Here is a 26472-nt window from a genome sequence, read left to right as displayed (position 1 = left end):
TCGTAGGGTTACTGTTATGAAGAGCCGAAAAAGGGCCAAGCGCCAGCGGCAACAACGCCCGGTCCGGTTTTAGTTAAGCGACATTTTTTTATACTCCAAGGGCTTAATCCCTACCTGCTTTTTGAACAGACGGGTGAAGTACGAAGTATTTTCAAACCCCAGTCCGTAGGCAATCTGGGCAATGCTCTGTTCGGAAGTTCTCAGTTGGTTTTTCGCTTCCGACATGAGGGCGATATGAATTAGATCCATGGCGGTTTTACCGGTTTCCTGTTTGAGCAAATCGCTGAGGTAGCGGGGCGAAAGGTAGAGTGTGTCGGCCAGGTGCTGCACAGAAGGCAGCCCGCGGCTTTGCAAAAAACCGGCCCTGAAATAGCCTTGCAATGCCTGGTTGAAACGGGTGACGGTTTTGCCCGACATGTCGGTCCGGTTGATGAACTGCCGCTTGTAAAATCGCTGGGAGTACTTGAGGATGGAGGCCACGTGGCTGAGGATGATTTCCCGGCTGTACTCGTCCGGATTGTCCTCGTATTCGACCACGATCTTGTGATACAAGTCCCAGACAATGGTTTCCTCTCTGGGCGACAGGTGTAATGCTTCGTTGATTTCGTAGTCGAAGAAGCCGTAGTTCTGGATCGTATCGTGTAACTCGTGGCCGGTCAGGTAATCTTCGTGTACCAGGATCATAAACCCTTGCTCCTCAAATTCCAGGTTCTTCATTTCGATGATCTGCCGGGGCCTTACAAACATCATGGAGCCGTTGGTGTGATCGTAGGTGGTGCGCCCGTACAACACCACCCCGGCCTTCAGTTTTTTGAAGGCAATCATGTAGCAGTCGCTGGTGAACTCCCGGTCACCCAGCGGGCAGTCTTTCATACAGTTGACCACGCTCACCAACGGATGCTCGGGTGGAGGCCAGCCGTTGCCCCGGTGCAGGTCCGAAAGGGTTTTGTAGTGTAGCAGCTTACTCATGAGGTAGAAATACGGGGTTATCTTTTTGTTTCGCCAGAACAAAGGTATCGGGAGGGGTGTGCGGGAAATAATTCATTTGTCGGGAAGAATGACACAGATCTCCGGTTCGTGCACTGCCCCCCTACTCTTAATCAAAGTAGTTGAAGGCCTCGGTCATGGAAGGGTGCGTGTAAATTTCGTTTGTCAACTGGCCGAACGTCATGCCGGCCTTCATCGCAATCCGTACGGTATTGATCAGTTCCTGCGCCTCCGCACAGAACAGCGTACACCCCAGAATCTGATCGGTTTCCGGATCGACCAACAGTTTCAGCATGCCCTCAGGCTGTTGCAGCAGGGCGGTCCTCGGCACCACCCTGGCCGGAATTTTCACCACCCGGTATGCCAGGTTCTGCTGCGCCGCTTCTTTCTCGCGTAACCCCACGTGGGCGTAGGGAGGCGACACAAACACGCAGAAGGCGACGTGCTGCCGGTCTTCGGTATGTCGTTGCCGTGGGCCGAACAGCTGATCGCGGACGATCCGGAAGTCGTCCAGGGAGATGTAGGTAAACTGTGGACCTCCGTTGATGTCCCCCAGTGCCCAGATGTGCGCGACATTGGTTTGCAGCAGCCGATTCACCGGAATGAAGCCCCGGGCATCCGTCACCACGCCCGCTGCTTCCAGGTTCAGCCCCTCGGTATAGGCTTTGCGGCCGGTAGCGATCAGAATTGCGTCGGCCTCCATGGTGCGGGGAGTTCCCTGAATACTCACTTGGATTCGGTCGGTCGTTTCGCCGGGCACAATGCGTTGTACGTGCGCGCTGTTGACGATCTCGATGCCTTTTCCGGTCAGCACGCTTCTCACTTCGGCTGCCATATCCTCGTCCTCGCGCGGCAGAAACACCGGCGCGATGTCGAGGATGGTCACTTGCGAACCGAACTGTGCGTACATGGACGCAAACTCCAGGCTGATGAAGCCCCCGCCGATGATGACCAACCGTTCGGGTAAGACCGGCTGCTCCAGGAGGGTGGTGCTGGTGTATACCCGACTCGACTGCTCCCGGCCCGGCAGGTCGGGCAGCAGCGGGACCGTACCCGTGTTGATGAAGATACGTTCGGCAGTGATCTCTACGTCCGAGCCATCGGGCAGCACGACCCGAACGGCATGTTCGTGGAGAAAGGTGGCTTTCCCGGTAATGACGTCGACGGAGGCGTACTGGTCGACCGACTGGTAGTTCTTGTGGCGGAGCGAGGAAGTCAATTCGCCTTTCCGGGCCAGAGCCTCCGCGTAAGGCTGATGGCGCTCTGCCTGCAAAACCATGGCCTTGGTGGGAATGCAGCCGATGTTGATGCACGTTCCGCCGTACATCTTTTCCGACTGTTCCACCAGCACCGTCCGGATGCCTTTTTTCCCCAGATAGGCCGCCAGGGTCTTGCCCGCTTTGCCGAACCCGATGATCAGGATGGCGGTATTGATCTGTTTCATTCGAATCACTTTTTAGCACATGAGGAAAAAGTCAGGTGGGTGTCGACGCCTTCTTACTGTTCAGTTCAGCCCGTACGTATGGGTCGGTCAAAGTGAGTCGTAAAAAAGCTTCGCTTCCTGCAACGCATGTTGACAGATGACGATGACACGGGTCGCCAGGGCTTCTCGTTCGTCCGGGGTTAGTTCATGGTATTCCAGGGCATCCAGCATCGGCTCCAGGCTTTCGAGCAGCCCCATCACGGAGACGCTCGTTTTCATCTTGTGTGCCACCTGCCGAATCGTCTCGCTGTCTTTTTGTTGCAATGCCGTGATCAGGTGCTCCAGCTCTTCGTCGACCACTTCCAGAAACAGGCCGGAGAGGTTTTTCATGTACGCCACGTTCTCTTTGCTGATGCTCCGCAGGTAGGTCAGGTTGATGTATTGATAGGCCCCGTCTTTGTCGCTGGCCCCTCCCGGCAGGCGGGCGGGTTCCTGACGGGCCCGAAAGCGGGTTAACTGCGTGATCACCTCGAATAGCTTCTGCTCGTCGATGGGTTTGGTCAGGTAGTCGTCCATGCCCATGCGGAGACACTTCTCGCGCTCACCGGCCAGGGCGTGGGCCGTCATGGCCACAATCGGAACCGTCGATTTGAGCTGCGACCGGATGTATTGCGTGGCCGCGTACCCATCCATGCGCGGCATCTGAATGTCCATCAAAATCAGGTCATAGGAGTGCTGCCGCACCAGCAGGATAGCTTCTTCGCCGTTGGCCACTGTATCGAACTGCAGTTGCCACTGCGACAAGAGGTAGTGCATCAGACTCCGGTTCATTTCATTGTCGTCTACCACCAGCAACCGCAACTGTGCACTTGCCAGGGGCGAAACCTGCTCTTCCAACGCCGGGGCGGGGGGGGGGAGTGGTTCGGCCACTTTGTAAGGCACGAAGAAACGGAAGGTCGTGCCCCGGCCGGTCTCGCTTGCTACCTGAATTTCGCCCCCTTGCAGCTGGATCAGGTCTTTGACGATCGACAAGCCCAGGCCGGTGCCCCCATAGTTGCGGGACGTGGAGTCGTCCGCCTGCTGAAACCGTTCAAAAATGGTGGCCAGCTTTTCTCTTTCGATGCCAATGCCTGTGTCGCTGATTTCAAAGTGCATCTGCACGCGCGCTTCGGGGAGGGGCGTAGCGGCGACCTGAATCGCGATGTGACCTTCCGGTGTAAACTTCAGGGCGTTGCCGATGAGGTTGACCAGCACCTGGGTAAGCCGTGTGGGGTCACCCACCAGCTGATCAGGGGCTTTGGGGTCGATCTGTACCTGAAAGGACAGCCCTTTCGCCTCCACCCGTTCCTGAAACATCATCTCCAGGGAGTGCAACAGACTCCTGAGGTGGAACGGCCTGGCCTCGATCCGCATCATGCCTGCTTCCAGCTTGGCCAGGTCCAGAATGTCGTTGACAATGGCCAGCAGATTTTCTCCGGCCTTCTGAATCGAGGTCACAAACTCTTTGGCCTGTGTATCAAGGGGTTGCATCCTGAGCAGGTTGGTAAAGCCCAGGATCACATTGAGCGGCGTACGGATTTCGTGGCTCATGTTGGCCATAAAATTCTCTTTCACCTGTGCAGCAGCCAGGGCCTTTTTCTCCGAAACGTTCAGCTGGACAATGAGACGGTTCTGCTGCTGCAGGCGGGCGAAAATGAACCAGCACCACCCCACCGCACTCACCACCAGCGCTCCGATCAGAATGCTGCTCCAGCTACGCGCGTTCAGGCTCATCTCCTCAATAGAGTCGCTCAGTTGCAGCATGAGGTGTTGGCGGCTGTCGTAGATTTTTTGAGTGGCCAGGCTAATCTCGTTGGAGACCTGCCGTGCCCGCGGGTTGGCGATCAACACCGTATCGTCCATCGTGCCGTGCAGGCGGAAACTGTCCAACAACTGGTTTTTGACCTCCAGCTTTTCGGCGGCATGGACCCGCAGCATGTTGATGTACTGGGTAATCTCGTCGTCGTCGTTGGTCTCTTCCAGGGTATCCAGGTAAGCCTGCACCTGTGCAATTTTCTGCTCGACCCCTTCGATGTGGGAAGGGTCGTCTGTCGCAATAGCGGCCCGATTGCGGCTTTCCACCCAGATGATGTCCCGTTCCAGTTCGCGCAGGTAATTGCTGAGCCGGAGTTCCCGGAGCAACCGTTCGTTGCCGCTGATCAGCCGGTTGATGTTCTTATACGAGTTGAACTGGATCAGCAGCAGAATGAAGGTACCCGAAACAAAGGCCAGAATTGTCAGTAAGATGAACCGCTTGTTAATCATAAAATGCATGTCTGGGTGGAGCTGGTGTGCTTCCGTTTCTCCGGGACTTTCGCTCGAAACGATGGGGGAAGGTCCATAAAAATACGGTTTTGCGTTCCGGTCAATCGCTGAAAAAGGGAAAAGAGTAGCTTAAGTCGACCTACCGATAGTTCGGACCGAAAGCCGGCTCACCGCGTCGGCCCACCACAGCGCAAGCGACCGCTGGCGACTACGGGTCGACACCGATCAGCACGGACGGATTCGCTTCTGCCACGCCGCTCTCGGCACTCTAACCCACACAACGAACCACTCAACGATCCCGATCCCGGATCCAACGCTTTGCAGCAACAACCGGTCTGCTCAGGGCCTAGCTTTGTTTCCGTCGTCCACCGCCACATACGACGTGCCCCGGCCACCTTCCATGCGGCAGGTCAGTTCCACACAGCATACAGCGCCAGCGGGGCAGAGCAGCGTCAAAAGGTCTCAAAAACCTGAAAACGTACCGGAGCAACCTGTAAACCTACCTCTCCTCCGAGGGGCGTCCTGTCAAAATTTGCGGTGTCGAAAGGCACAGTACGAACAAACTTTTTCTGATGAAACGTATCCCCTACCTCCTGATCGCAGCCGCCGTCCTCATTGCTTTGCCCACGCAGGCACAAGAGGCAATGCTTCCTGAAACACCGGTTCCTCAATCGATCACCGTCGACCAGGGCCTGTCGGCCGCGCGGGCCACGATGATGCAGGAAACCGCGCTGGCGTACTACGCTTTCTGGAATACCGGCAAGAAGCACTACCTCGACAGAGCGGTGGCTTCCCAATTTATCGACAACACCCTTCCGCCGGGACGACCGCAGGGACCGGCCGGACCTTTGTATGCGTCCACCAACTTTCGGAAAGCCGTGCCGGACCTCCGCTGCACGGTGAATGACTTGTTGATTACGGACGATAAAGTTACGGTGCGCATGCAGTTTACCGGCACGTTCACCGGAAGCTTTGGGAACGTGCAGGGCCAGGGTCAGCCCGTCAGTTTTCTGGCGATCGATATCCTCCGTATCCGGGATGCTAAAATTATTGAAGACTGGCATCTGGAAGATAACCTCACGTTGATGCAGCAACTGGGCGTAGTACACTAAAAATCAGTGCCAACTCACTAAAAAAGAAACACAATGGACACACAACAACTTGCGGCTCCGTTTGCGGTACCCACGCTACAACAAGTAAGCAGTGACGCCAAAACTCTCCTGGAACAGGTGCAAAAACGGATCGGCATGCTGCCGAACCTGTACGCCACGATAGGCTACTCCGCAGGCGCTCTGAAGGGCATGCTCGACTTCGAGAACGCACTCGCGCACGGGTCTCATTTCACGGCGAAAGAACGCGAAGCGATCAACCTGGTGGTTTCGCAGGTCAACGACTGTGCGTATTGCCTGGCTGCTCACACGGCGCTGGCCAAAGCCAAAGGTTTTACGGAAGACGAGACGCTCGCGATCCGGAAAGCCGCGATTGCCGATCCAAAACTGAATACAATCGTCCGGCTGGCGCAGTCCGTAGCCGCCAACAAAGGCAAAGCCGACCCTCAGCTCCTCGATGCTTTTGAGAAAGCCGGTTTTCACGAAGGGGCCTTGATGGAGCTGCTGGGTTGGATCTCCCTCCGCACCTTTACGAACTACGTGTACGCCAACACCGGCATTCCGATCGATTTTCCGGAGGCACCGGCGCTGCACTAAAATTTAGTCATCCATATCATTTTTAAACACAACAATCATGAAATCAGCAATTCAAAAATCGCTATACGCTTTTATTCTGGTAGCCTTGCTCGGCTTTTCCGGAGCGCTTTCCGCTCAATCGGTCGGCCAGACCCCGACCTTTACGCTCAAAAGCACCCAACTGGGAGGGCAGCTGACTCCACTGTTTTATTATAACGACTGGGGCGTAGACGGTGGAAACGAATCGCCGGAATTGTCCTGGGAGAATGCTCCCGAAGGCACTCAGGCCTTTGCCGTCACGATGTACGATGCGGCGGCACCTACCGGCAGCGGCTGGTGGCACTGGGTCTTGTTTAACATTCCCAACGACGTAAAAACCCTCAAATCGGGCGCGGCCAGTACCCACCCTACCCTGTTACCCAAAGGGAGCGTTTCGTCCCTCAATGACTTCGGACAGTACGGATACGGCGGGCCGGTGCCCCTGCCGGGGAGCGGGTTTCACCCGTATGTGATCACCGTATATGCCCTCAAAAACAAGCTTGACCTGAGCAAGGACGCCAATCCGGCCCTGGTGGGTTTTAACCTCACCGCCAACACGCTTTCGAAGGCTTCTATCGTCGCGTACGTACACGTCCCTTAATCCCGACGGAGGGGCAGATGCTTCTCCGTACGAACGTAAAAATCAACATCATGCGACAGTTTATAGGCGCGCTGGTCGTTTGGCTAGCGAGCATGGCGGCCCTCCAGGCACAATCCGTGCGTCACCTCACCCTCGATACCATGGCCACCCAGCAGCTTAGTGCCGGCATTACCCGCCGGATGGCGTCCGGGAATAGCGCTACATTCGGCTATTTTACCATGCAACGGGGAGCGGTAGTACCGCTGCATCACCACCCGAACGAACAGTATACGTTCATTCTGCAAGGCAGCGTGAAGGTCACGATTCAGGAACAGACCTACGTGGTCAAAGCCGGCGAAGTGCTTCTGATTCCCGCCCATGTTCCCCACCGGTTTGAATGCCTGGAAGACGGCACAATCGACCTGGATTTTTTTGCTCCCCAACGGGAAGACTGGATCAACGGGACGGACCAGTACTTCCAGAAATAAACGCATCACCGGTCCGGCCAGGCGGCGCTCTGCATCCGGGCACGGGCCGGTTTCCCCAACCCCATTCATCATACCTCAGATGGTAAGTAACATGAAAACGTATGGAATGCTCCTCTTCATTTTCGTAATGACAGGACTCATCAGTTGCAGTACTTCGTCGGAAACCCGGCAGACGCCTCCGGAAACGGCAGACGCTACAGCGCCCCTCCCTGCGGCGGCTCCGAGGCTCGAAGAAGTATTTGCCGACAGTGTGTATCAGTTTACGGGCGTGGCCGTCTCTCCGGAGGGACGCCTCTTCACCAATTACCCCTACTGGCTCGACACGCATGCCTACTCGGTGGTGGAAATCATCGAAGGAAAAGCGGTCCCTTATCCGGACACGGCCTGGAACAACTTCCGGACCGGCGAGGATGGGCAGCATCAGTTTGTGTGTGTGCAGGCCGTCGTGGCCGATGACCAAGGCTCCCTGTGGATCGTCGACGCCGCCGGCATCGGCCTGGGAGCGGTGTACCAGCAGAGCAACAAGGTGGTGAAAGTCGACCTGGCCAGCAATCAGGTAGAACGCATTTACCGGTTTCCCGATAGCGTAGCCGGAAAAGACAGCTACCTTAACGACATTCGGGTCGACCACGAACACGGCTTTGCTTACCTGACCAGCTCTTCCAACGGTGGAATTGTTGTGCTCGATCTCAATACCGGCGCTTCCCGCTTTGTACTCCACGACTCGCCTTCGGTCGTCTCAGACCCGGCTTATCATATCAGGTTCGAGGGAAAAGCGTTTACCAAGGCCGACGGCAGCCCTGTCCAGATTAATTCCGACGGTATTGCGCTTACGCCGGATCGTGACTGGCTGTATTACAAACCCCTCACGGACGACAAGCTGTACCGCATCCGCACGCATCTGCTACGGGATTTCTCGCTTCCTCAGGCGACGCTGGTCGACAGCGTGCAGGACCTGGGACACTTCACGACCACCGACGGGATGGCCTTCGATCGGCAGGGTAATCTTTACGTGGGCGACCTGGAACAAAGCAGCCTGGTGAAAATCACGCCCGACCTTGGCATGCAGACCCTCGTGCGGGATACGACCCGACTGGTGTGGCCGGATAGCTACAGCATTTCGACCGACGGCTACCTCTACGTCTCTACCACGCAAATTCAGCGGATGCCCTGGTTCAACGGAAACGTAAACCGCACCCGGTATCCCTATCAGATTTTCAGAATCAAACTATAGCGGCAGGACCACCTGCGACCTAACCACGGTCGCAGCCGTTTTGCGCATGCAGCTTATGAAACACGTTCTCTTTCTGCTGGCGACTCTCCTCAGCACCACGACCCTGGCACAACTCGAACCGGTAGCGACCTCGGAGACGGTCTGGAACGGCGTCACGGTCACGGCTGACCACCGCATCTTTGTCTGTTTTCCCCGGCTTGAAGGCGACACCGGCATGCGCATCGGGGAGGTTCTGCCCGACGGCCACATCGTACCTTATCCGAACGCCGCCTGGAACAACTGGCAGGCAGGTGCAGCAACGGACGAAACGTTCGTACGCACCAACTCGTTGCGCATCGGCCCCGACGGACTGCTCTGGGGGGTGGACACCGGCACTCCCCGGATGGGCGCCGCCCCCCTGCCGGGACCGGCCGCCAAACTGGTGGCGATTGATCCCCGCACCGATCAGGTTGTTCGCATCCTGCCGCTGGCCGCGGTGTCGACAGCAACCTCGTTCATCGACGACCTCCGCCTGTGGGACAACACCATTTTTCTGACCGACGCGGGCGCACCGGCGCTGATTGTGCTGGACAAGACTACGGGCCAAGGCCGGAGGGTGCTGGAAAATCACGTCTCGACGACCGACCAACTTCCGATTCGCGCCGAAGGAAAAATTATGAAAGACGAGCGCGGGAACGAGGTGCGCATTCATGCGGATCAGCTGGAGATCTCGCCCGATGGGCAATGGCTCTACTTTCAGCCGGCCAGTGGCCCCCTGTGGCGCGTCGAAACCAAGTACCTCTGCGATGCAGCGATGGACGAAAAGGCACTGGCTGCCCAGATTTCGCTCTTTTACCAAACCCCTTCCACCGGAGGTACGGCGATCGATGCGGCGGGCAACCTCTACGTGAGCGACGTCAATCGGCGGCGCATCCTCCGGATCACGCCCGAGGGGGCCACCAGCGTGGTGGTGCAGGACAAACGCCTTCTGTGGTGCGATGCCCTCTGGATCGATCACGAAGGGTATTTGTGGATGCCTACCGGCCAACTGAATCGGCTGGCTCCGTTCCAGAAGGGCGTTAACAAAGTACAGAGGCCCGTCGTCATCTATAAAATGAAAATCGGGGCCCGGCCTTCGCCAAGTTAGTTTCTCCTACCGTCAAAAAACCATGAAAGCATACGTTCTGACAGGTCTTAACCGTGCAGAAGCACTCCGCTTGCAGGATCTTCCCGTTCCCGAGCTACAAGCCGGCGAGGTGTTGGTTAAAACCATGGCAATCGACATCAATCCCGTCGATAGCAAAACCCTCCAGGGAAAAGGACAGTACCCCACCCTTCAGAACGATGCGCCAATCGTACTGGGTTGGGGCCTGAGCGGCGTGGTGGTTCAGACAAGCGCCGAGGCATCGGCATTTCAGGTGGGCGACGAAGTGTTCGGGTTGATTCGCTTTCCCGGCCACGGGCGCTGTTATGCCGAGTTTGTGGCCGTACCGGTCTCCGACATCGCCCGGAAACCCGCGAACTGTTCGCACGAACAGGCCGCCGCTTCTACCCTGGCTACCCTGATGGCCTACCAGGCCCTCCGGGTGGCTGCCGTCCGGCAAGGAGAGCGCGTGCTGATCCAGGGAGTGGCGGGTGGCGTTGGATTTCCGGCCCTGCAATTAGCCAAACACTACGGTGCTTACGTGATTGGTACCGCCGCACCGAAAGACATTCCTTTCCTGCTGGCCAATGGGCTGGACGAAGCCATCGACTACACTTCGGCTGATTTCGAAAAAGAAACAAACAACATCGACTTTGTGCTGGATACGCTGGGCGGCGAAAACGTCATCAAAGCATTTCGGATCCTAAGCGCGAACGGACGACTGATCACCATTCCGTCGGGCACCGGAGACACCTGGAAAGACCTTGCCGCCCGGCGGCACATCAAGGCCCAATTTCTCTTTGTTCATTCGAGCGGTGAGGATATGCAGGTACTGGCTACATGGCTCGCAGCAGGCATCCTGACGCCACGCATCGCCCACCGGTTTACGTTCCGGGAGATTCCCCTGATACACGAGAAGATGATCAGCCACCAACTGACTGGAAAAACCGTCGTGACGGTAGAAAGCGCGTAGTGCATGTTTCAGACCTGATGGGTAGCTTTATGCAAAAACAACCGGCATTCCTCTACATTCCTCTGCCGGGGAAGCGTTTCTGTATACTTATTTCCCGGCAACTCCCCGAAACCAAGCGATCGCAGGCAATGAAGATAGAAAAAACGGTGCAGCCCTTCGAAATGGAGGAAGAAACGTTACTGAAGTGGACCAAACGTCCGCATCAGCACAACTTTTTTGAACTGGTTTTTATCAAGGAGGGCACGGGGAGCCAGTGCATCAACGACATGCTGCTGCCCTACCAGAAGGACAGCCTTTTTTTACTGCCTCCCTACGACTGCCATTCGTTCCAGATCCAGACGCCTACTACCTTCGTTTTTATTCGTTTCAATGCACTGTTCTTCCAGGAAGACAAAAGGCAGATGATGGACTACCGGGAGTGGTTCAAAAACCTGCACTACATCCTCTCTACCTACAACCGGGTGCCGGGCGACATCATGCATGCGCCGTCCGACAAAGCCCTAATCATCAGCCTGATCACCAACATGCTGCACGAGCGCCAACAGGCGCGTCCCTCCGAGTCCATCCTCCGTACCAACATGGTGGCCATGCTCAACATCCTGGTGCGCAACTTTGAGAACCGCTTTCTGGAGAGTCATCATGCCGACGCCCCCGAGGCCAAAGATCTTCTGCAGTATATTCAGCACAACTTATTCGAGAACGACAAACTCAAGGCAGAGGCCATTGCCGAAACGTTTCACCTGGCTCCCAGTTACGTGAGCGAGTACTTTAAGAAGAAAGTCGGCAGTAACCTCAAAGAGTACATTCTGAAAGCCCGGGTCAATGTTGCGCAGAGCCGCATCCAGCACTCAGGCCAAAGTCTGAAGGAAATCGCCTACGAGCTGGGCTTTACGGATGCCAGCCACCTGACCAAGGTCATCAAAAAGTATTACGACGAGAAGGGTACCGTCTGCAACAGCTGGAATGCACGCGCGTGATCATCCTCAAATTGATTTATTTGCTTCGACCCATTGATGGATTAGCACTATTATGGGTCATGCAGAAAGAACCAAGATACCAGCCATCAATATCATTCGCTCAAAGCCGCATAGCCTCTTTCCCGAAGATTTCGTGTCAGCGTCTCTACTATCTGCATTTAGGAAGATAGCTCCTAATCAACGGAAGGAACACACGTCTATCCGATAAAATAAGTTATAAGAACCTGTTTACTAAAAGCTACGATCAAAATCCCGTTATACCCTATACAGATGAACTCTTTTGATACAAGAGTTCTAACTCTCCGCTTTTCTCCTTATTCTGGCTAGGAAACCCGCTACACCAGCGGGCTTCACTGGTTTCTAGGGTACTTCTAACCCATTTCTACCAATCCTCACGCCTACTTTCAGATAACAGTCATCGGGTATACCTTTCTATAAACAGGGGACAGCCTTACGCAAGACATGGCGCACATCGCACCAATGTTAGCTATGACCGGAACGTCCGCTGCACGCCCCCTCTCTCGGGGTCTTTTTGCTTAGGCAGCAAGCGGTCGGTCAGTCGTTTTTATTTTCTTCGGAGGAAATGTGCGCAAACCGGTTGGGGTCCAGGTAAACGCGAAAAGTGGTCCCGACGTCTACCTGGCTTTCGACCTGGATCTGGCCGCCGTAATTCTCGATCATGCGCCTGGTCATGTACAGCCCGATGCCCGCCCCATCCACGTGGGTGTGCAGGCGCTGGAACATCTTAAAGAGGCGCTTTTGCTGCTTCGGCGGGATGCCCAGTCCGTTGTCCTGCACGGCCAACACCACCTGCTTGTCTTGCCGGTGGGTCGTGATTTTGATCAGGGGCGTGCGGTCAGGGTGGCGGTACTTGATGGCATTGCTGATGAGGTTCTGCAGGATGCTGTGGAGGTACTTGGGAATGAACCTCAGCCGCGCCACCTCCAACTTCACCTCGAACGTCGCACGGTGTTCCTTGATCAGAAACGCCAGATCCTGCTGTACGCTTTCCAACACCCGCCCGATGTCCATCTCCTGTGCTTCCTGCTCCAACCCACGCTGCACTTTCGAGATTTCGGTGATGTGGCTGATTACCGTGCGGAGTCGGGCGATCGACTGGCGCATCATGGCTTCCCAGCGCTGTTTCTGTACCGGATTTTCTTCGAAGAACGACTGCATGTCCAACAGCCCCTCCAGGTTGGTGATGGGGTGTTTCAGGTCGTGCGACGACATGTACAGGAAGTTGTCAAGATCGGTATTGATGCGCACCAGCTCCTGGTTGCGTAGCTGCAGTTCGGCCGTGCGTTCGGCCACTTTCTGTTCGAGGGTGGTGTTGGCTTGCTGGAGTTCTTCTTCCAGCTTTCGGCGGGCGGTGATGTCTTGCGAAATGCCCCGGATTTTCAGGAACTGCCCCTGGTCGTTCCAGATCGGAATGCCCCGGCTTTCGATGTAACGGATGCCACCTGACGGCAGCTGAATTTTGCAACTGTGCTCGTAAGACACACCTTCCTGGATCGCACGCCCGATTTTCTGGCGGAACGTATCGCGGTGTTCGGGCAGCAGGCGCTCTACCACCGACGACAGAGTCGGGGGCGGATCGGAGGGAATCTGAAAGATGCGGCTCATTTCTTCCGACCAATACACGATCTGCTCCTTCCCTTCCACGAAGGCCAGTTCCCAGTTGCCCAGGTGTGCTGTCTGCTGCGCCTGCTTGAGTACCTGCGTGGTCTCGCTCAGTTGCGCGTTGATGGTGGAGACGTGCTCGTTAGAGGCATGTAGCTCTTCGTTGGCGGCCTGCAACTCTTCGTTGGCGGCCTGCAGCTCGTGGTTGGTATCGATCAGCTCCTGCGTGCGTGCCTGCACCCGCTGTTCCAGCACTTCGTTGGTCCGTTGCAAAATCTGAGCGGCCTGCTTTCGGTCCTCGATGTCGTTGTTGGTCCCGAACCACCGGAAGGTATCGCCCGCGGCACTTTGGAGCCGCAACGCCCGCACTTCGAACCACCGGTACACGCCATCGTGCCGACGCAGCCGGTACTCCAGTTGCAACTCCGATTGCTGCGTTACGGCCTGATCCCACGCCAAACGCGTAGGCAAGCGGTCGTCCGGATGCAACTGCGCCAGCCAGCCGTAGTCCAGTTGCTCGGCGGCCGGTACGCCCGTGTACTTTATCCACTGATCATTCAGGTATTCGCAGCACCCGTCGGCGTTGCAGGTCCACACCAGTTGGGGCAGGCCTTCGGCGATCTGCCGAAAACGCCGTTCGCTTTCGACCAGTGCCGACTCGGCCTGTTTGCGCTCGGTGATGTCGATGCCGATGATCAGCACACACGCTTCGCCGTCAAATTCCAAACCCGATACGGACGTCAGCATGTGGATGACCCTCCCGCTGCCCGTGCGGGCCGTGTGTTCCCGTCCCCTGACCTCTCCGTGTTCGGCCAGTGCGGCCTGCCGCTCGCGCATCAACTCCGGCGAAATAACCCCCAGGCGGTCGGGCGTCTGCCCGAGTACGTCTTCCCGACGCAGCTCCAGAAGTTTGAGGGCGGTCTCGTTTACGGCAATCACCCGGTTATCGCGTTGCCGCAGAATCAGTTGGGCAGCCGGGCTTACCTGAAACGCTCTGCTGAATCGGGCTTCGCTCTGCTGCAACGCCTCCGTCATCTGCCGGTGCTCGGTTACGTCGTGGTTGACGGCAATGGCTCCGACCGGCTGCCCGCCGGCCTCTTTGATCCAGGTAACCGACGACAGAATGGTTCGGGGCTGCCCGTCGCGCCGGTATTGACGGACTTCGCCCTGCCAGTTTCCCAGCTGGCCTAACTGGGCCCGGGCCTGTTCTTGTGTTCCCTGAAAGTACTCGGTTTTCAGCACCTCGTTAATGTGCTTGCCGACGGCCTCTTCGGCGGTCCAGCCGTAGATGACCTCGGCCGCCGGGTTCCAACTCGTGATCTGGAAACTGCGATCCACGGCAATTACGGCATCCGACACGTTGTCCAACAGACTTGCCTGGTACTGAAGTTGTGCCTCAATCTGCTTGCGTTCGGTGATGTCGGTGTTCATGCCGACCCACCCCTCTAACACACCGCGCCGGTTGTAAACAGGGCTGGTTCGTGCGGTCGTCCACCGCCAGCCGCCATCGCGGTGTCGTACCCGGTATTCGGTGGTGAGTGGGGTGCGGCTTTCGACGGCGCGTTGCCACTCGCCCGCCACCCGTTCGCGGTCGTCGGGATGAAAGGCGTCCAGCCACCCGAAGCCCTTCCACTCTTCGTAGCTCTGGCCCGTGAAAGCCCGCCACGAGGGCGAATCTTCCACCACGGCACCCTGCGCATCGGTGGTCCAGACGATCTGCGCCGTGGCGTCGACCAGCGCCCGAAAGCGGGCGGCCGATGCCTGCAAGGCTTCTTCGTGCTTTTTGCGTTGGGTAATGTCGCGGACAATCCCGACGATGTAGCAGTTGGGAACCGTATAGGCGTTGATCTCCACCCAAATCAGCGAGCCGTCTTTCCGGCGCAGTTCACACGCCACCAGCACCGACTTGCCTTGTTGCAACTGCTCCTGGTGCGGCGGGTGGCCGACCAACAGTTCGGGCTCCAGCAACTTCGCAAGCGGCATTCCTACCATTTCCTGACGGGTATAGCCTGCCAACCGGCAGCCTTTGGGGTTGATTTCGACCAGATGCCCCGCCGAGTCGGTGACCAGAATGCCGTCGCGTGCCTGCTGCACAAGCGTGCGAAACAGTTCGTCAGAGAAGGGTTGGAAAGGGGTTGTGCTCATCTGGATACCTCAATGGGAGCTTGGTAAAAATTAGGCGTACGCTTGCCACTCGGCAGTACCGTACGCGCCACTTCTCCGGAAGACCGAAAAACCGTGGCCTCATTGCTGCTGCCACAAGGCCAGCATCGCGTGCAGGTTATCGGGCTTCAGGGGTTTTGTCAGAATTCCCATCACACCATATCCTGAAATTTCAGACAGTTCGTAAGGCTCTTGCGAACTGGTGCAGATCACCACCCGAGGCGTAGAGGTAAGCGACAAGCCCTGAAATTCTTCTAAAAATTCGAGGCCGTTCATCACCGGCATGTTGATGTCCAACAAGATCAGGTCAGGGCAGTCGCGACCCGCGTCAGCGCCCGTGCAGGCATGCAGCAAAGCCAGAGCCTGCTGCCCGTTTACAACGCTGAGCACCTGCTCTGCCACCTGCAAATGGTGGAGGAGCATGGTTGCAATCTCTGTAAAAATAGGATCATCGTCGACAATTAAAATTGTTTTTATTTTTTTCATCATGAAGGCAGCAACAGGTCACGATCCCATCGGTATGCCGGTGTCGTCTCGTGATCTACACCAACGTAAGGAGGGATAAGGTACTCAATTCTGCACGTAAATCGCCAGCGCTTTTTCACGATAAAAGGCAACGTCCCGTTTTACGGAGCCGTTGCCTCTTCTACTGCACGGGGTTGAGGCGCGATACGCCTCAGTTACGTTTCGGGGTTATTGCTCGGCCAATGCCATCGGCTTTTCGGGCCGGGGACGCTCGCCGGACGCATCGACCGGTGGAGGTTTGCGGTGCCAGTACGACGCCAGGATCGAGCCGGTGATGTTCATCAGCGGGCCAAAAACGGCGGGGGCCAGCCCGATGGTGGCAATTTTGCCCATCTCCTTGGCGATGCCCGACGCCAGCCCGCCATTTTGCATGCCCACTTCGATGGCGATGGTGCGGCAGTCCTGTTCGCTCATGCGGAACAACCGCCCACCCCAGTACCCCAGAAAATAGCCGGCCGTGTTGTGCACCAGCACCAGCAGAATGAGCAGCCCCCCGATGTCGAGCAGGCTGTCGCGTCCGGCGGCCGTAATGATGGTAATGATGAAGGCAATGCCGAACATGGACACAAGCGGCATGGCGTCGTCCAGCCACTTGGCTTTGCCGTGCAGGAGCTTGTTGAACAGCAGCCCCGCCCCGATGGGCAGGATCACCATTTTGACGATGTCCCACATCATGTCCAACACTTCGATCTCGACAAACGCACCGGCCAGGAGCTTCATCAGTAGGGGTGTAAAGAACGGCGCCAGCAGGGTGGTGATGGCCGTAATGGTGATGGAAAGCGCCAGGTTGGCCTTGGCGAGGTAATTCATCACGTTGGAAGCCAGCCCGCTGGGCGAACAGCCGATCAGGATGATGCCGGCCGCAATCTCGGCAGAAAAGCCGCTCAGGTTAGCCAGCAGAAATCCGATGCAGGGCATGATGGTAAACTGGCACACGATGCCGAGGAGCACGCCCTTGGGCATTTTGATCACGCCGATGAAGTCCTGTACGCTCATCGAAGTGCCCATCCCGAACATGATCAGCTGGATCAGGGGCGTGATGAGCGTCGTGAACTTGAACGTACCGACCGACACAAAATAGGCAGGATAGTACAGCGCCGTGGTGACTGCCGCAAAGATCATCACCGTGTAGGCAAAACCCCTGAGCGGCGCAAAACCGCGGCACCCCAGCGCCAGGGCCGCAAAGAAAACGATGAAGAACGGCCCGGCCTGAGCAATGCGCCCGAAGGCGGTCAGGAGTAGCGCCACGGCCAGGCCGACTGCCGCTACTCCCATCGCGAGTTTGTAAACGTTGATTGCTTTCAAAGCGTGAACGGAGGTTAATGGCCCAAACCGCTACCTTAGCTCCACTGCCGGTCGTGCGAACGCAACTCGTCCCAGTCTTTGGTCGGTGCAAAGAACGTTTTGTCCTTGGGGTGCAAGTGCTGTTTCACCACGTCCTCGTTCAGTTCGATGCCCAGCCCCGGCGCCGTCAGCGGCACGTTGGCAAAGCCCTTCGTAATCAGCGGTCGGCCGTCCGTCGTTTTGACCAGGTTCTCCCACCAGGGCAGGTCCACCGAGTGGTGTTCCAGCGCCAGGAAGTTTTGCGTGGCGGCGGCGCAATGCACATTGGCCATGAACGAAACCGGTGTCCCGGCCTGGTGCATGGCCATCGCGATGCCGTTTTCCTCGGCGTAGTCGGCAATGCGCTTGGTTTCCAGCAACCCGCCCGACGAAGCTAGATCGGGGTGGATGATGTCCACCGCCCGGTTCTCGACCAGTTCTTTAAAGCCTTCTTTCGCGAAGATGTCCTCGCCGGTGAGGGTCGGGGTCTCCAGCGCGTCGGTAATTTGCCGCCACTGATCGGTGTACTGCCACGGCACCATGTCTTCGAACCAGGCCAGCCGGTACTTCTCCATGGCTTTGCCCAGGCGAATGGAGTTGTTCACGTCGAAGTGGCCGTAGTGGTCGGTCGAAATCGGCATCTCGTAGCCAACCATGCTGCGGACGTGTTCTACCAGCCCCGCCAGGTGCTCCAGTCCTTTTTCGGTGATCTGCACCTGCGTAAAGGGGTGCTTCGTGTTGGCGTACGACATGTAATCGCCCCGCCATTGGGAGAGAGCCCCGCCCCAGAACTCGGCGTTGACCAGCGCGCCGTCCACATCCTTGAGCTCACCGATCGACAGGTCCATTTTCAGCCAGGTATATCCCTGCTCTTTCACGCGGTAGCGGATCAACTCCTGCTGCCGCTCCGGGCTGTCGGCCTCCGGCGTATCGGCGTAGAGCCGCACAGAGTCGCGGTAACGACCACCGAGCAGCTGCCACGCCGGCACGTTGTACGCCTTGCCGCACAAATCCCAGAGGGCCATTTCGACACCGCATACGCCGCCAGCCTGCCGCCCGTGCGCGCCGAATTGTTTGATCATTTTAAAGAGCATCTCCACGTTGCAGGGGTTTTTCCCCAGCAGGCGGCTTTTGAGCATGAGTGCGTAGCGAGGATCGCCCGCGTCGCGCACCTCGCCCAGCCCGGAAATGCCCTGATTGGTGTCAATCCGGATGATGGCCGTCCCGTTCATCACGTTGGTCAGGGCATAGCGCAGGTCGGTAATTTTTAGATCGGAAGGGCTGGACGCCCGGTTGACTTTCGAGGTCGATTGCGCCACGGTATCCTCGATGGGGGCAAACAGGAAGCCTCCGAGGGCCATGCCGCCCAACGCCGTTTTCTTCAAGAAGTCACGGCGGTTGTCCGACGTGGTCGGGCTGTCGAGTTCGGCCTGCCGGGCTGCCGCCGCGTCCTGTTCCTGTTTTCTGCTGGTGGCGATGAGCTGTTGTAAAAGGCTTTTCATGAAAATAAAGTAGGTCTGCGGTTAGAATTTAGTGTCGGAGTCGATAAAGTTCGGAGTGCCATGCGGCTCTTCGGCCATGCACCACGCGCGCGGCACAAAGGCTGGGGCGCCCCTCGGCACGGTGGTCGGGTTCTTGGGAATAAAAGAGCGCGGCGATTCGGTTCATACTCAGCGTCAGGCGGTTGGTTACGGGCCCGTCGCCGCGCTCTTTTTTTTAGCATTAGCGGACCACGTCCCAGAATACATGATTGCCCAGCGTGTTGCCCCCCATGCGGGCAGAGGCTTCGTCCACGTGGGCGGTGTTGACCGACCGTTCCCGAAGCGGATAGGTGAGGCGACGTATAAACCCGCCCCCCTCGGCGTTGACCGATGGGTCCTGACCGGGATAATTGATCGGTTGCAGGTCCGGGTACTCGCTGCGGCGGAAATTGCACCACCCCTCCTGAAACTGCAGGAAGCACGCCACCCAGTACTGTTCGTTGATCTGCTCCAGCGCACGCACCACGTCGTACGCCACTTCCGGCTGCGTCAGGTAAGCATCTACCTGGTCGGAGGTGATGTCGATGGTCGAGTTTTCTGTATCGCCACTGTAGGCGGCCATCTGGTTCATGTGCGCCCGGATGCCCGCTTCGTAGTAGGTCTGCGCGGCGGCCTCCCCGCCGCCAATGTAGCCCCGGTGGGCGGCCTCGGCCATGAGCAGAGAGGTCTGCGCGTAGGTCACCAGAAACTCCGGCCGGTCCAGCCGCAGCACCGTCCGGCGGTTGAGCTGCGAGTAGGCAAACGCCGACCCGATCTTGCCCGGAAACTCCGGGGCGTTGGCGATGGTGGTTTCGTCGTACCCGTACGGCATGCCCTGCTGGTCGTCCGGATCGGTATTTTCGGCCCCGGCGGTTTCCAGCGGGTTGACCGGGTTCTCGTACTTGACGGCGATGTAGCGCAGACGCGGGTCTTCGGTGGCTTGCAGAAATTCCACGAACGGTGCGCCCACGTAGTAGTTGTGCCGCTCGGTGGCCTGCAACTGCGACGACATCGGATGGGTGAAAATGCTACTGAACGGCACGGCCGCGTCGTCCTCGTTCGACATCATCACCCCGCCCCGACTTCCGTCCACGGCCACGGCCACGACCGACCGCGCCTTGTTTTCGTCGATTTCGGTGTAGCGCATGCCGGTCCGCAGCAACAGCGAGTTGCCCAACCGTTTCCACTGTGCAATGTCGCCCCGGTAGAAGAAATCCCCCTGCACAATGTCGCCGTTGGGATCGAGCGCGTTGGTAGCTTCGGTATACTCCTTGATCAGGTCCTCGTAAATCACCGAAGCCTCGTCGTACGCCGGTAGGTAGGTGCTTTCCAGAAAGCCCTTGCCCGCTTCGAAATACGGCACGTCGCCGTACGTATCGACCAGCACCTGAAAGCAGTAGGCCCGCCAGATGCGCGCCATGTTGTACAGGTTTTTCCGCTCCGGATTGTCCTTAGTCTTGTCGAGGATGTCGGTCAGGTTGCGGATCGTTTCGGTATAGAGCGTATTGAAAATCGGGATCGTGTTGGTCTCGTTCACCACGTTCAGGTTGCCGCCCGACGGGTTGCCCGAGTATGGAATTTGCACCTGCTGGATGATCGGCGCCTGGTAGGTCAGCGTATTGACGGCCGACGTGCGCTGGGCATCGGAAAACAGGTATTCGGGATTGAGCGAAATCGGGGCAATCGGGTTGGTGTTGATTTCCTCGAAATTGGTGTCGCAACTCCCTGCCACGAGCAGGAGTGCCGCCCCTAGAATCGAATGGTATCGGGTTTTCATGTGCGTGTGGTTCAGGGGTTTATAATTTGATGGTCACGTTAAGTCCGTAGCCGCGTGTGGTAGGCAGCGAGTGCGCCTCCAGTCCCGACAGGTTGTCGGAAGCCGAATACTGCGCCTCGGGGTCCAGGTTGTCCACGTGCTTTCTGATCATCAGGAAATTGTTGATGTAGGCGTTGAGGGTCAGGCCCTTGACGAACGTGCCGCTCAAAAGTTTGGACAGGTCGTAGCCCAGCGAAAGCGTGCGCCACCGCACGAAACTGGCGTCGTAGACAAACGGCGTGGCGATGCTGAAACTGCGCACCCCGTTGTAGAAAGTACCGGGCAACACGGCCGTGGTGTTGGGTTCGCCTTCCGGCGTCACGCTCGGGAACACCACCCCGCCTTCGCGGCCTTCGAGGGTCGCTTTGTGCAGCCCGTGGCGGTACCAGTTGAAGTTGGAATTGGAGAGCATCTTATGCCCCGACTTGAAGTCGATCTGGGCAAACAGCCGGAATCCCTTGAAATTGATGGTGTTAAGCCAACCGCCGATGTGCGTGGGAATGGCGCTGCCGTACGTCACCAGTTCGCCGCCCAGCATCCGCCCGTCCGACGTCACCACGTTGCCGTTGGCGTCGCGCCGGAAATCCACGCCCCGCAACGAGGCCAGCGGCTTGCCCACTTCGTGCGACACAATGCCGATGAATTCGCCGGTGCCTACGTCGATGCGCTGCTGGTTGTTGGCCAGCTCCAGCACCTCGCTCTTGTTGTAAGTGAAGTTCAGGGCCGTCTCCCACGAGAGCTTGTCGTTGCGCACGGGCAACACGCTCAGCAGCATTTCCACGCCCTGGTTCCGCAGGCGGCCGACGTTGACCTTGGTCTGCCCGAAGCCGGATGCGTTCGAAATGTCGACGTTCAGGATTTCGTCTTCCGTATTCTTGTTGTAGGCCGACAGGTTCAGGTTAACCCGGTTGCTCCACAAACTCAGTTCCAGCCCCACTTCCAGCTCTTTCACCTTCAGCGGACGCAGGTTCGGGTTGGGGCTGACCGTGCCCGAAATGCTGCCCAACGGAATGCCGTTCAGCGTGTTGTTGTTCAGCGTGTAGAACAGCTGGTTGGTGTACGGATCGGTGTCGCCGCCCACCTCCGCGTAGGCCGCCCGCAGTTTGCCGAAGCTGATCCAGTTGGGCAGCGTCAGGGCCTGGCTGAACACAAAGCTGGTGCTCACCGACGGGTAGAGGTAGCTGTTGGAATTCGGGTTCAGGGTCGAGAACCAGTCGTTGCGGCCCGTCAGGTTCAGAAACAGAAACTCGTGCCAGCCCAGATCGACGGTTCCGTACAGCGAGTTGACGCGCTTGCGGAAGTAGGTGTAGCCGGGTTCTTTGATCTGCCCGTTGTTGATGGTGTACAGGTCGCGCACAAAGAAGTTGGTCACCGACGTGCTCAGCGTCTGGCCCGTCTGGTCCATGGTGTTGCCGCCGAACGTCGCGTCGATGCTGAACGCCCCGAACGCGTGGTTGGCCCCGATCAGGAAGTCCATATTCAGTTCGCGGAACGTCTCGTTGTTCTGGTAATAATTGCCGTTGAAGCCCGAAGGCGGCGGCGGCAGGAAGGCCGTGCCGGTCGGGCGGTTCACTTCGTAGGTAATCGCGAAGAAATCCTGTCCGACGCGCCCCTGGGCGTAGAGCCAGGGCGTAAACTGGTAGCGCAGGGCGGCGTTGCCGAACAGGCGGTCGCGCTTCCGGTTTTCGAAACGCTCGTTGATCGACCAGTACATGTTGGTCCGGTTGGTGAAGCGCGCCGGGTTGATCTCGTTGCCCGTCACCGGATCTTTGTAGGCGCTTTCCATCCAGCGGGGGTCGATGCTGTTGGCCAGGGTGTAGAGCGTGGAGTTGATGTTGTAATCCTGTTGCGAGACCACCGGTGGGTTCTTGTTGTACTCGTTCGAGTAGTTGACGTTGACGCTGGTGGAAAGCTTGTCGGTCAGGTTGTAGTTCAGCCCCAGGTTGATCGACCGGCGCGTAAAGCCGGAATTGGGGATGATGCCCTGCGCGTCGTTGTTGGCGAACGAAACGCGAAAGCTCCCTTTGTCGGTGCCCCCGGCCAGGGCCACGCTGTTTTGCGTCATGAGGCCGGTGCGGTAGAACGCGTGCGTCCGGTCTTCGAACGGCACGTACGGGTGCTGCTGCCCGTCGACCTGCCACGTGGGCTGGCCGTCGAATCGTTCGCCGAAACTCCACACGCCCGACGAGCGGGCGTCGCTCACGCTCTGCGGGCGCACGCCCCCTTCACCCTGCCCGTACTCGTACTGAAAGTCGGTAAAGTCCAGCGCCCGGTCGGCCTGAACGGTCGACGAAATGGTGATGCCGATGCCCGTCTGATTCGTTCCCGATTTGGTGGTGATGAGGATGGCGCCATCTTTCGCCCGGAAGCCGTACAGTGCCGCGGCGGCCGCGCCCTTCAGCACGGTCATCGACTCGATGTCTTCGGGGTTGATGCTCTGCAAGCCGTCGCCGTTGTCCGACTTGGCCTCACCGGCAAATCCTTTCCCCGCGCCGTTGCCCAGCCCGCCGGGTGTGTTGTTGATGGGCACACCGTTGACCACGATCAGGGGTGAATTGTTGCCGCCGAACGACGACTGCCCCCGGATGCGGATCTTGGCAGAACCACCCGGACCTGTGGGCGGTGCCTGTACGTTCAGTCCGGCAACTTTGCCGACCAGGTTTGTCCCCACGTTCGGCGAGCGGCTGCTGAGCAGTTCCTGGGTATCGACCGTAGAGGTGGCGTAGCCCAGCTTCTTGGCTTCCCGCTTGATGCCCAGCGCCGTTACCACCACTTCGCTCAGGGCCTGCACGTTTTCTTCCATCACCACGTCGATCTTCGTCTGGTTGCCGACCGTGATCTCCCGCGTTGTAAACCCGATGAACGAAAACACCAGCACGTCGTTGGCTTCCGCGTCGATAGCGTACTGGCCTGCGGCGTCGGTGATGGTGCCTTTGCTGGTCTCTTTCACCACAATGCTCACGCCCGGAATGCCCGCCCCGCTCGGGTCGGTGACGCGCCCGGTAATGGTGGCAGTAACGTCCAGCCCGGTTGGCGGCAGGCGCTCTTCCGACGCCCGGGGGACGCTGGCCAGCCGGATGTGGATGTTGTTGTTGATGAGCTTGAACTCCAGCCCGGTTTCGGCCGTGATGCGCGCCAGCACTTTGCTGAGCGATTCGTTTTTGGCCGTGACGGTGATGGGACGGGCGGTTTTCAGTTCTTTTTCGTCGTACGTAAACCGCAGGGAGGTTTGCGACTCTACACTTTTGATGAATTCCCGTAGCGTAGCCTGGGTGAGCGAAAGCGTAACCTTCGCGTTCTGGATGTCAGCTTCTTGCACGGGTCGGTCTGCGGCCCGCACCACAAAGGCGGGCATCAGCAGCGCCCACGCCAACAGGCAGGCGACGACGCGCCCGGAGCATGAGAGGTAAAGGTGGTGGTTCATACAGAGGTACGGTTGATTTGTTTGAATTGGGGTGCCCCTGAGTTCCTGAGTAGGGATCGGTAGAAACCGCGAGGCGAAGGGCGGGCGGGGCGCTTGGTAGGTGAGTGCGCCCCGGGTGGTTTAGTCCGGGTTCTGTGGCATGGCGTGCTGTGATGGGTGGAAAATGAGTTGAATGTGGTGGCCCGTGCGCTCAAACGTGAATCCTTTCACGAAGCCAATGCCTTCCAGCACCTTATCGAGCGTTTCGTGGGTGTATTCGCCGGTATAGTTCCAGTCTTCGTGTGCCTGATCTGCCGACGCCACGTCGATCTCGACGCCGTACCAGTCTTCCAGTTTGCGGAGCACCTGGGCCCGGCCGGCATTCCGGAAGTAGAGCACGCCGTCCATCCAGCCCAGCACTTCGCGGGCGTCGAACGGACTGACGGCATAGCGCTGTGCCTCCCGCTGGAACGCCAGCTGCTGCCCAGGCACCAGCCGCGTCAACGGTTGGGCGGTGCCCGACGCATCGGCTTCGATCTGCACCACGCCTGTAGCCAGCGCTACGGTCGTCAGGCCATCGTTCGGTCGGTAGCGGATGTTGAACGAGGTGCCCAACGCGCGGGTGGCAATGGCGCCGGACTGCACCACGAACGGATGCAGGCTGTCTTTGGCCACTTCGAAAAACGCCTCGCCCTGCAGTTCGATCGCGCGGGTACCGGTGGTAAAGGTCTCGGGATAGGTGATGCGGCTGTTGCCGTGCAGAAAAACAACCGACCCATCGGGCAGGTGGACCGTTTTCCGCTCGCCCGGCGCGGTTGCAGCCGAACGATACGCCACGTCGGCCGGGTTACGCCAGGGCTGCCACAGCACGAGCGCTCCCAGCACACAAAGCGGCACCAGCACCGCCGCAACTTTCCACCAGACTGCCGGGGCAGGCAAACGGCGCCTTTTACCGCTCATGCGCTTCTCCCCTGGCGGAGGCAGCTGGTCGGCGATCTGCCGGAAAAGGCGGTCGGCATCGTGCGCGTCGGGTGGGTGTTGTCCGGCCTCTTCCCACAGCGCCCGGAAGTCCGGCTCCTGTTCCGGGCTCAGTTCGTTCGTCCGGAACCAGGCCACGACCTGCCGCACCTCTTCCGGAGAGCATTCGCCTCGGTAAAACTTGTCGAGTAGGGCACGGTTCATGGGCGCGGTTTTCGGGTCAGGTACCGGTACTACACGCAACCCGAGCAACGCACCACCTCGCCCGCGAAAAAAATTTTATTGAAAGGTGATTTTTCTGTTTGCTATGATTTTTTTCCTACTTTGAGCGGAAACCTGACACTGCGCTGCTCAGGAAAAGGCCGGTTTGATGTGCGTCGTACGTCCGCACCACTTACGCTTTTTCTACATCTTTCTGCCGGGTTGCCTTTGTCTTGCCTGGGGTGCGCACAGACACGCGCCCGGGTTCGGGTGACGTGAGTTGTGGCTTCGTCCCACGCCTCGCGCTGCCTTGCTGCTGCCGACAGCTATCCGTTGCTTTTACCGGCTGGTGTACGCCTGCCGGACAACCACCATTAGCCTTTTCACCACCATGAAGGCCCAAAACACCCTATGCCTGGCCACCACGTTCGCCGCACTCCGGGGAGACGATGTGGCCGCCTTTCGCACCCTATACCACCACTTCGAGCCCCAACTGTACGCGTTTGCCCTGCACCTGGTCCGGCAGCGGGAAGAAGCCGAAGAAATTGTGCAGGAGGTTTTTCTGAAGGTCTGGGAACGGCGACATACGCTGGATGCTACCCTGAACTTCGACGGCTACCTGTACCGCATCGCCCGGCATCTGGTCTACAACAAGGCGCGCCACCGCGTCTACGAGCAAGCCTTCAGACAGTACGTGGTGGCGGCCGGCATTCCTACGAGCAGTTGCACGGAAGAGGCCCTTGCCTACCAGGAAGTGGTCGCGCTTCTTGAAGAAATTTATGCGACCCTTCCCCCCATCCGGCGGCAGGTGTTTCTCCTGAGTCGGGTCGAAGGCAAAAGCAATTCGGAGATTGCCCAACTCCTCAACACCAGCAAAAGCAACATCGAAAACCATTTGCACAAAGCCCTGAAGACGATCCGCGAGAAGTTTAAACCTTACGAAAGCGTCTATACGCTGGCACTGCTGTCCTACTGGCTGGGCCATCCTTAACCCGTTCTTCTTCCGCCCGTACGCGACTCCTCCCCACCGGTGGTTTGGAAGTTCCTGCGATCTTTTTTACTATTGTCTCTTTCTGCGACAATAACCGTACAGTCCGCCCATTCCCA

The 26472-nt window shown here is 58.1% G+C and carries 19 protein-coding genes; 9 read left to right on the top strand and 10 right to left on the bottom strand.

Going from position 1 to position 26472, the window contains the following annotated elements:
* Positions 1-69: 69 nt before the first annotated feature.
* From BLR44_RS20355 to BLR44_RS20345, 3 genes are all read right to left on the bottom strand, one after another.
* Complete coding sequence (locus BLR44_RS20355; protein WP_317042804.1) at positions 70-969, bottom strand: helix-turn-helix domain-containing protein; 900 nt, start codon at positions 967-969, stop codon at positions 70-72.
* A gap of 127 nt (positions 970-1096) precedes the next feature.
* Complete coding sequence (locus BLR44_RS20350) at positions 1097-2431, bottom strand: FAD-dependent oxidoreductase (protein WP_089685558.1); 1335 nt, start codon at positions 2429-2431, stop codon at positions 1097-1099.
* 87 nt (positions 2432-2518) lie between these two features.
* Entirely contained in the window at positions 2519-4723 is a 2205-nt protein-coding gene (locus tag BLR44_RS20345) for an ATP-binding protein (protein WP_218127131.1), read from the bottom strand.
* Positions 4724-5286: 563 nt separating this feature from the next.
* On the opposite strand from BLR44_RS20345, the gene BLR44_RS20340 reads away from it, so the two are divergent.
* From BLR44_RS20340 to BLR44_RS20305, 8 genes are all read left to right on the top strand, one after another.
* On the top strand, positions 5287-5826 hold the full coding sequence (locus BLR44_RS20340) for an ester cyclase (RefSeq protein ID WP_089685554.1): 540 nt from the start codon (positions 5287-5289) through the stop codon (positions 5824-5826).
* A gap of 33 nt (positions 5827-5859) precedes the next feature.
* Positions 5860-6420, top strand: coding sequence for a carboxymuconolactone decarboxylase family protein (locus BLR44_RS20335; RefSeq protein ID WP_089685552.1), 561 nt, complete (start codon positions 5860-5862; stop codon positions 6418-6420).
* A gap of 37 nt (positions 6421-6457) precedes the next feature.
* On the top strand, positions 6458-7039 hold the full coding sequence (locus BLR44_RS20330; protein ID WP_089685550.1) for a YbhB/YbcL family Raf kinase inhibitor-like protein: 582 nt from the start codon (positions 6458-6460) through the stop codon (positions 7037-7039).
* Positions 7040-7089: 50 nt separating this feature from the next.
* Positions 7090-7506: a cupin domain-containing protein gene (locus tag BLR44_RS20325; protein WP_176956141.1), complete on the top strand. Its 417-nt coding sequence runs from the start codon at positions 7090-7092 to the stop codon at positions 7504-7506.
* A 91-nt stretch (positions 7507-7597) separates the two neighbouring features.
* Complete coding sequence (locus tag BLR44_RS20320) at positions 7598-8740, top strand: L-dopachrome tautomerase-related protein (protein ID WP_089685546.1); 1143 nt, start codon at positions 7598-7600, stop codon at positions 8738-8740.
* A gap of 55 nt (positions 8741-8795) precedes the next feature.
* A complete protein-coding gene (locus BLR44_RS20315; protein ID WP_089685543.1) occupies positions 8796-9866 on the top strand; it encodes an L-dopachrome tautomerase-related protein in 1071 nt (356 codons plus the stop codon).
* A gap of 22 nt (positions 9867-9888) precedes the next feature.
* A complete protein-coding gene (locus BLR44_RS20310) occupies positions 9889-10836 on the top strand; it encodes an NADP-dependent oxidoreductase (RefSeq protein ID WP_089685541.1) in 948 nt (315 codons plus the stop codon).
* 128 nt (positions 10837-10964) lie between these two features.
* Positions 10965-11813 carry an AraC family transcriptional regulator gene (locus BLR44_RS20305; RefSeq protein ID WP_089685539.1) on the top strand — a complete coding sequence of 283 codons (849 nt, stop codon included), beginning with the start codon at positions 10965-10967 and terminating at the stop codon, positions 11811-11813.
* 555 nt (positions 11814-12368) lie between these two features.
* On the opposite strand, the gene BLR44_RS20300 is transcribed toward BLR44_RS20305, so the two are convergent.
* From BLR44_RS20300 to BLR44_RS20270, 7 genes are all read right to left on the bottom strand, one after another.
* Complete coding sequence (locus BLR44_RS20300; RefSeq protein WP_089685537.1) at positions 12369-15581, bottom strand: PAS domain S-box protein; 3213 nt, start codon at positions 15579-15581, stop codon at positions 12369-12371.
* 99 nt (positions 15582-15680) lie between these two features.
* Positions 15681-16088, bottom strand: a complete 408-nt coding sequence (locus tag BLR44_RS20295) for a response regulator (RefSeq protein ID WP_089685535.1) — start codon at positions 16086-16088, stop codon at positions 15681-15683.
* Positions 16089-16292: 204 nt separating this feature from the next.
* Positions 16293-17420 carry a bile acid:sodium symporter family protein gene (locus tag BLR44_RS20290; protein ID WP_089685907.1) on the bottom strand — a complete coding sequence of 376 codons (1128 nt, stop codon included), beginning with the start codon at positions 17418-17420 and terminating at the stop codon, positions 16293-16295.
* A 44-nt stretch (positions 17421-17464) separates the two neighbouring features.
* Positions 17465-18949: a mandelate racemase/muconate lactonizing enzyme family protein gene (locus BLR44_RS20285; RefSeq protein WP_089685533.1), complete on the bottom strand. Its 1485-nt coding sequence runs from the start codon at positions 18947-18949 to the stop codon at positions 17465-17467.
* Between the two features lie 220 nt (positions 18950-19169).
* On the bottom strand, positions 19170-20744 hold the full coding sequence (locus tag BLR44_RS20280; RefSeq protein ID WP_089685531.1) for a SusD/RagB family nutrient-binding outer membrane lipoprotein: 1575 nt from the start codon (positions 20742-20744) through the stop codon (positions 19170-19172).
* Positions 20745-20763: 19 nt separating this feature from the next.
* Complete coding sequence (locus tag BLR44_RS20275) at positions 20764-24207, bottom strand: SusC/RagA family TonB-linked outer membrane protein (protein WP_245706124.1); 3444 nt, start codon at positions 24205-24207, stop codon at positions 20764-20766.
* Positions 24208-24327: 120 nt separating this feature from the next.
* Positions 24328-25368: a FecR family protein gene (locus BLR44_RS20270; protein WP_089685529.1), complete on the bottom strand. Its 1041-nt coding sequence runs from the start codon at positions 25366-25368 to the stop codon at positions 24328-24330.
* Between the two features lie 388 nt (positions 25369-25756).
* Between BLR44_RS20270 and BLR44_RS20265 the strand changes: the two genes are divergently transcribed.
* Positions 25757-26356: an RNA polymerase sigma-70 factor gene (locus BLR44_RS20265; RefSeq protein WP_089685528.1), complete on the top strand. Its 600-nt coding sequence runs from the start codon at positions 25757-25759 to the stop codon at positions 26354-26356.
* The last annotated feature ends 116 nt before the right edge of the window (positions 26357-26472 follow it).

Origin of the sequence: Catalinimonas alkaloidigena, assembly GCF_900100765.1 — a bacterium.
Taxonomy (GTDB): Bacteria; Bacteroidota; Bacteroidia; order Cytophagales; family Flexibacteraceae; genus Mooreia; species Mooreia alkaloidigena.
The sequence above is the reverse complement of the archived record's forward strand: the minus strand, read 5'-3'. Positions and strand labels throughout refer to the sequence as shown.

Coding starts and splice junctions, on each gene's coding strand:
- BLR44_RS20355 (WP_317042804.1), bottom strand. CDS start 969: ATGAGTAAGCTGCTACACTACAAAACCCTTTCGGACCTGCACCGGGGC.
- BLR44_RS20350 (WP_089685558.1), bottom strand. CDS start 2,431: ATGAAACAGATCAATACCGCCATCCTGATCATCGGGTTCGGCAAAGCG.
- BLR44_RS20345 (WP_218127131.1), bottom strand. CDS start 4,723: ATGCATTTTATGATTAACAAGCGGTTCATCTTACTGACAATTCTGGCC.
- BLR44_RS20340 (WP_089685554.1), top strand. CDS start 5,287: ATGAAACGTATCCCCTACCTCCTGATCGCAGCCGCCGTCCTCATTGCT.
- BLR44_RS20335 (WP_089685552.1), top strand. CDS start 5,860: ATGGACACACAACAACTTGCGGCTCCGTTTGCGGTACCCACGCTACAA.
- BLR44_RS20330 (WP_089685550.1), top strand. CDS start 6,458: ATGAAATCAGCAATTCAAAAATCGCTATACGCTTTTATTCTGGTAGCC.
- BLR44_RS20325 (WP_176956141.1), top strand. CDS start 7,090: ATGCGACAGTTTATAGGCGCGCTGGTCGTTTGGCTAGCGAGCATGGCG.
- BLR44_RS20320 (WP_089685546.1), top strand. CDS start 7,598: ATGAAAACGTATGGAATGCTCCTCTTCATTTTCGTAATGACAGGACTC.
- BLR44_RS20315 (WP_089685543.1), top strand. CDS start 8,796: ATGAAACACGTTCTCTTTCTGCTGGCGACTCTCCTCAGCACCACGACC.
- BLR44_RS20310 (WP_089685541.1), top strand. CDS start 9,889: ATGAAAGCATACGTTCTGACAGGTCTTAACCGTGCAGAAGCACTCCGC.
- BLR44_RS20305 (WP_089685539.1), top strand. CDS start 10,965: ATGAAGATAGAAAAAACGGTGCAGCCCTTCGAAATGGAGGAAGAAACG.
- BLR44_RS20300 (WP_089685537.1), bottom strand. CDS start 15,581: ATGAGCACAACCCCTTTCCAACCCTTCTCTGACGAACTGTTTCGCACG.
- BLR44_RS20295 (WP_089685535.1), bottom strand. CDS start 16,088: ATGATGAAAAAAATAAAAACAATTTTAATTGTCGACGATGATCCTATT.
- BLR44_RS20285 (WP_089685533.1), bottom strand. CDS start 18,949: ATGAAAAGCCTTTTACAACAGCTCATCGCCACCAGCAGAAAACAGGAA.
- BLR44_RS20280 (WP_089685531.1), bottom strand. CDS start 20,744: ATGAAAACCCGATACCATTCGATTCTAGGGGCGGCACTCCTGCTCGTG.
- BLR44_RS20275 (WP_245706124.1), bottom strand. CDS start 24,207: ATGAACCACCACCTTTACCTCTCATGCTCCGGGCGCGTCGTCGCCTGC.
- BLR44_RS20270 (WP_089685529.1), bottom strand. CDS start 25,368: ATGAACCGTGCCCTACTCGACAAGTTTTACCGAGGCGAATGCTCTCCG.
- BLR44_RS20265 (WP_089685528.1), top strand. CDS start 25,757: ATGAAGGCCCAAAACACCCTATGCCTGGCCACCACGTTCGCCGCACTC.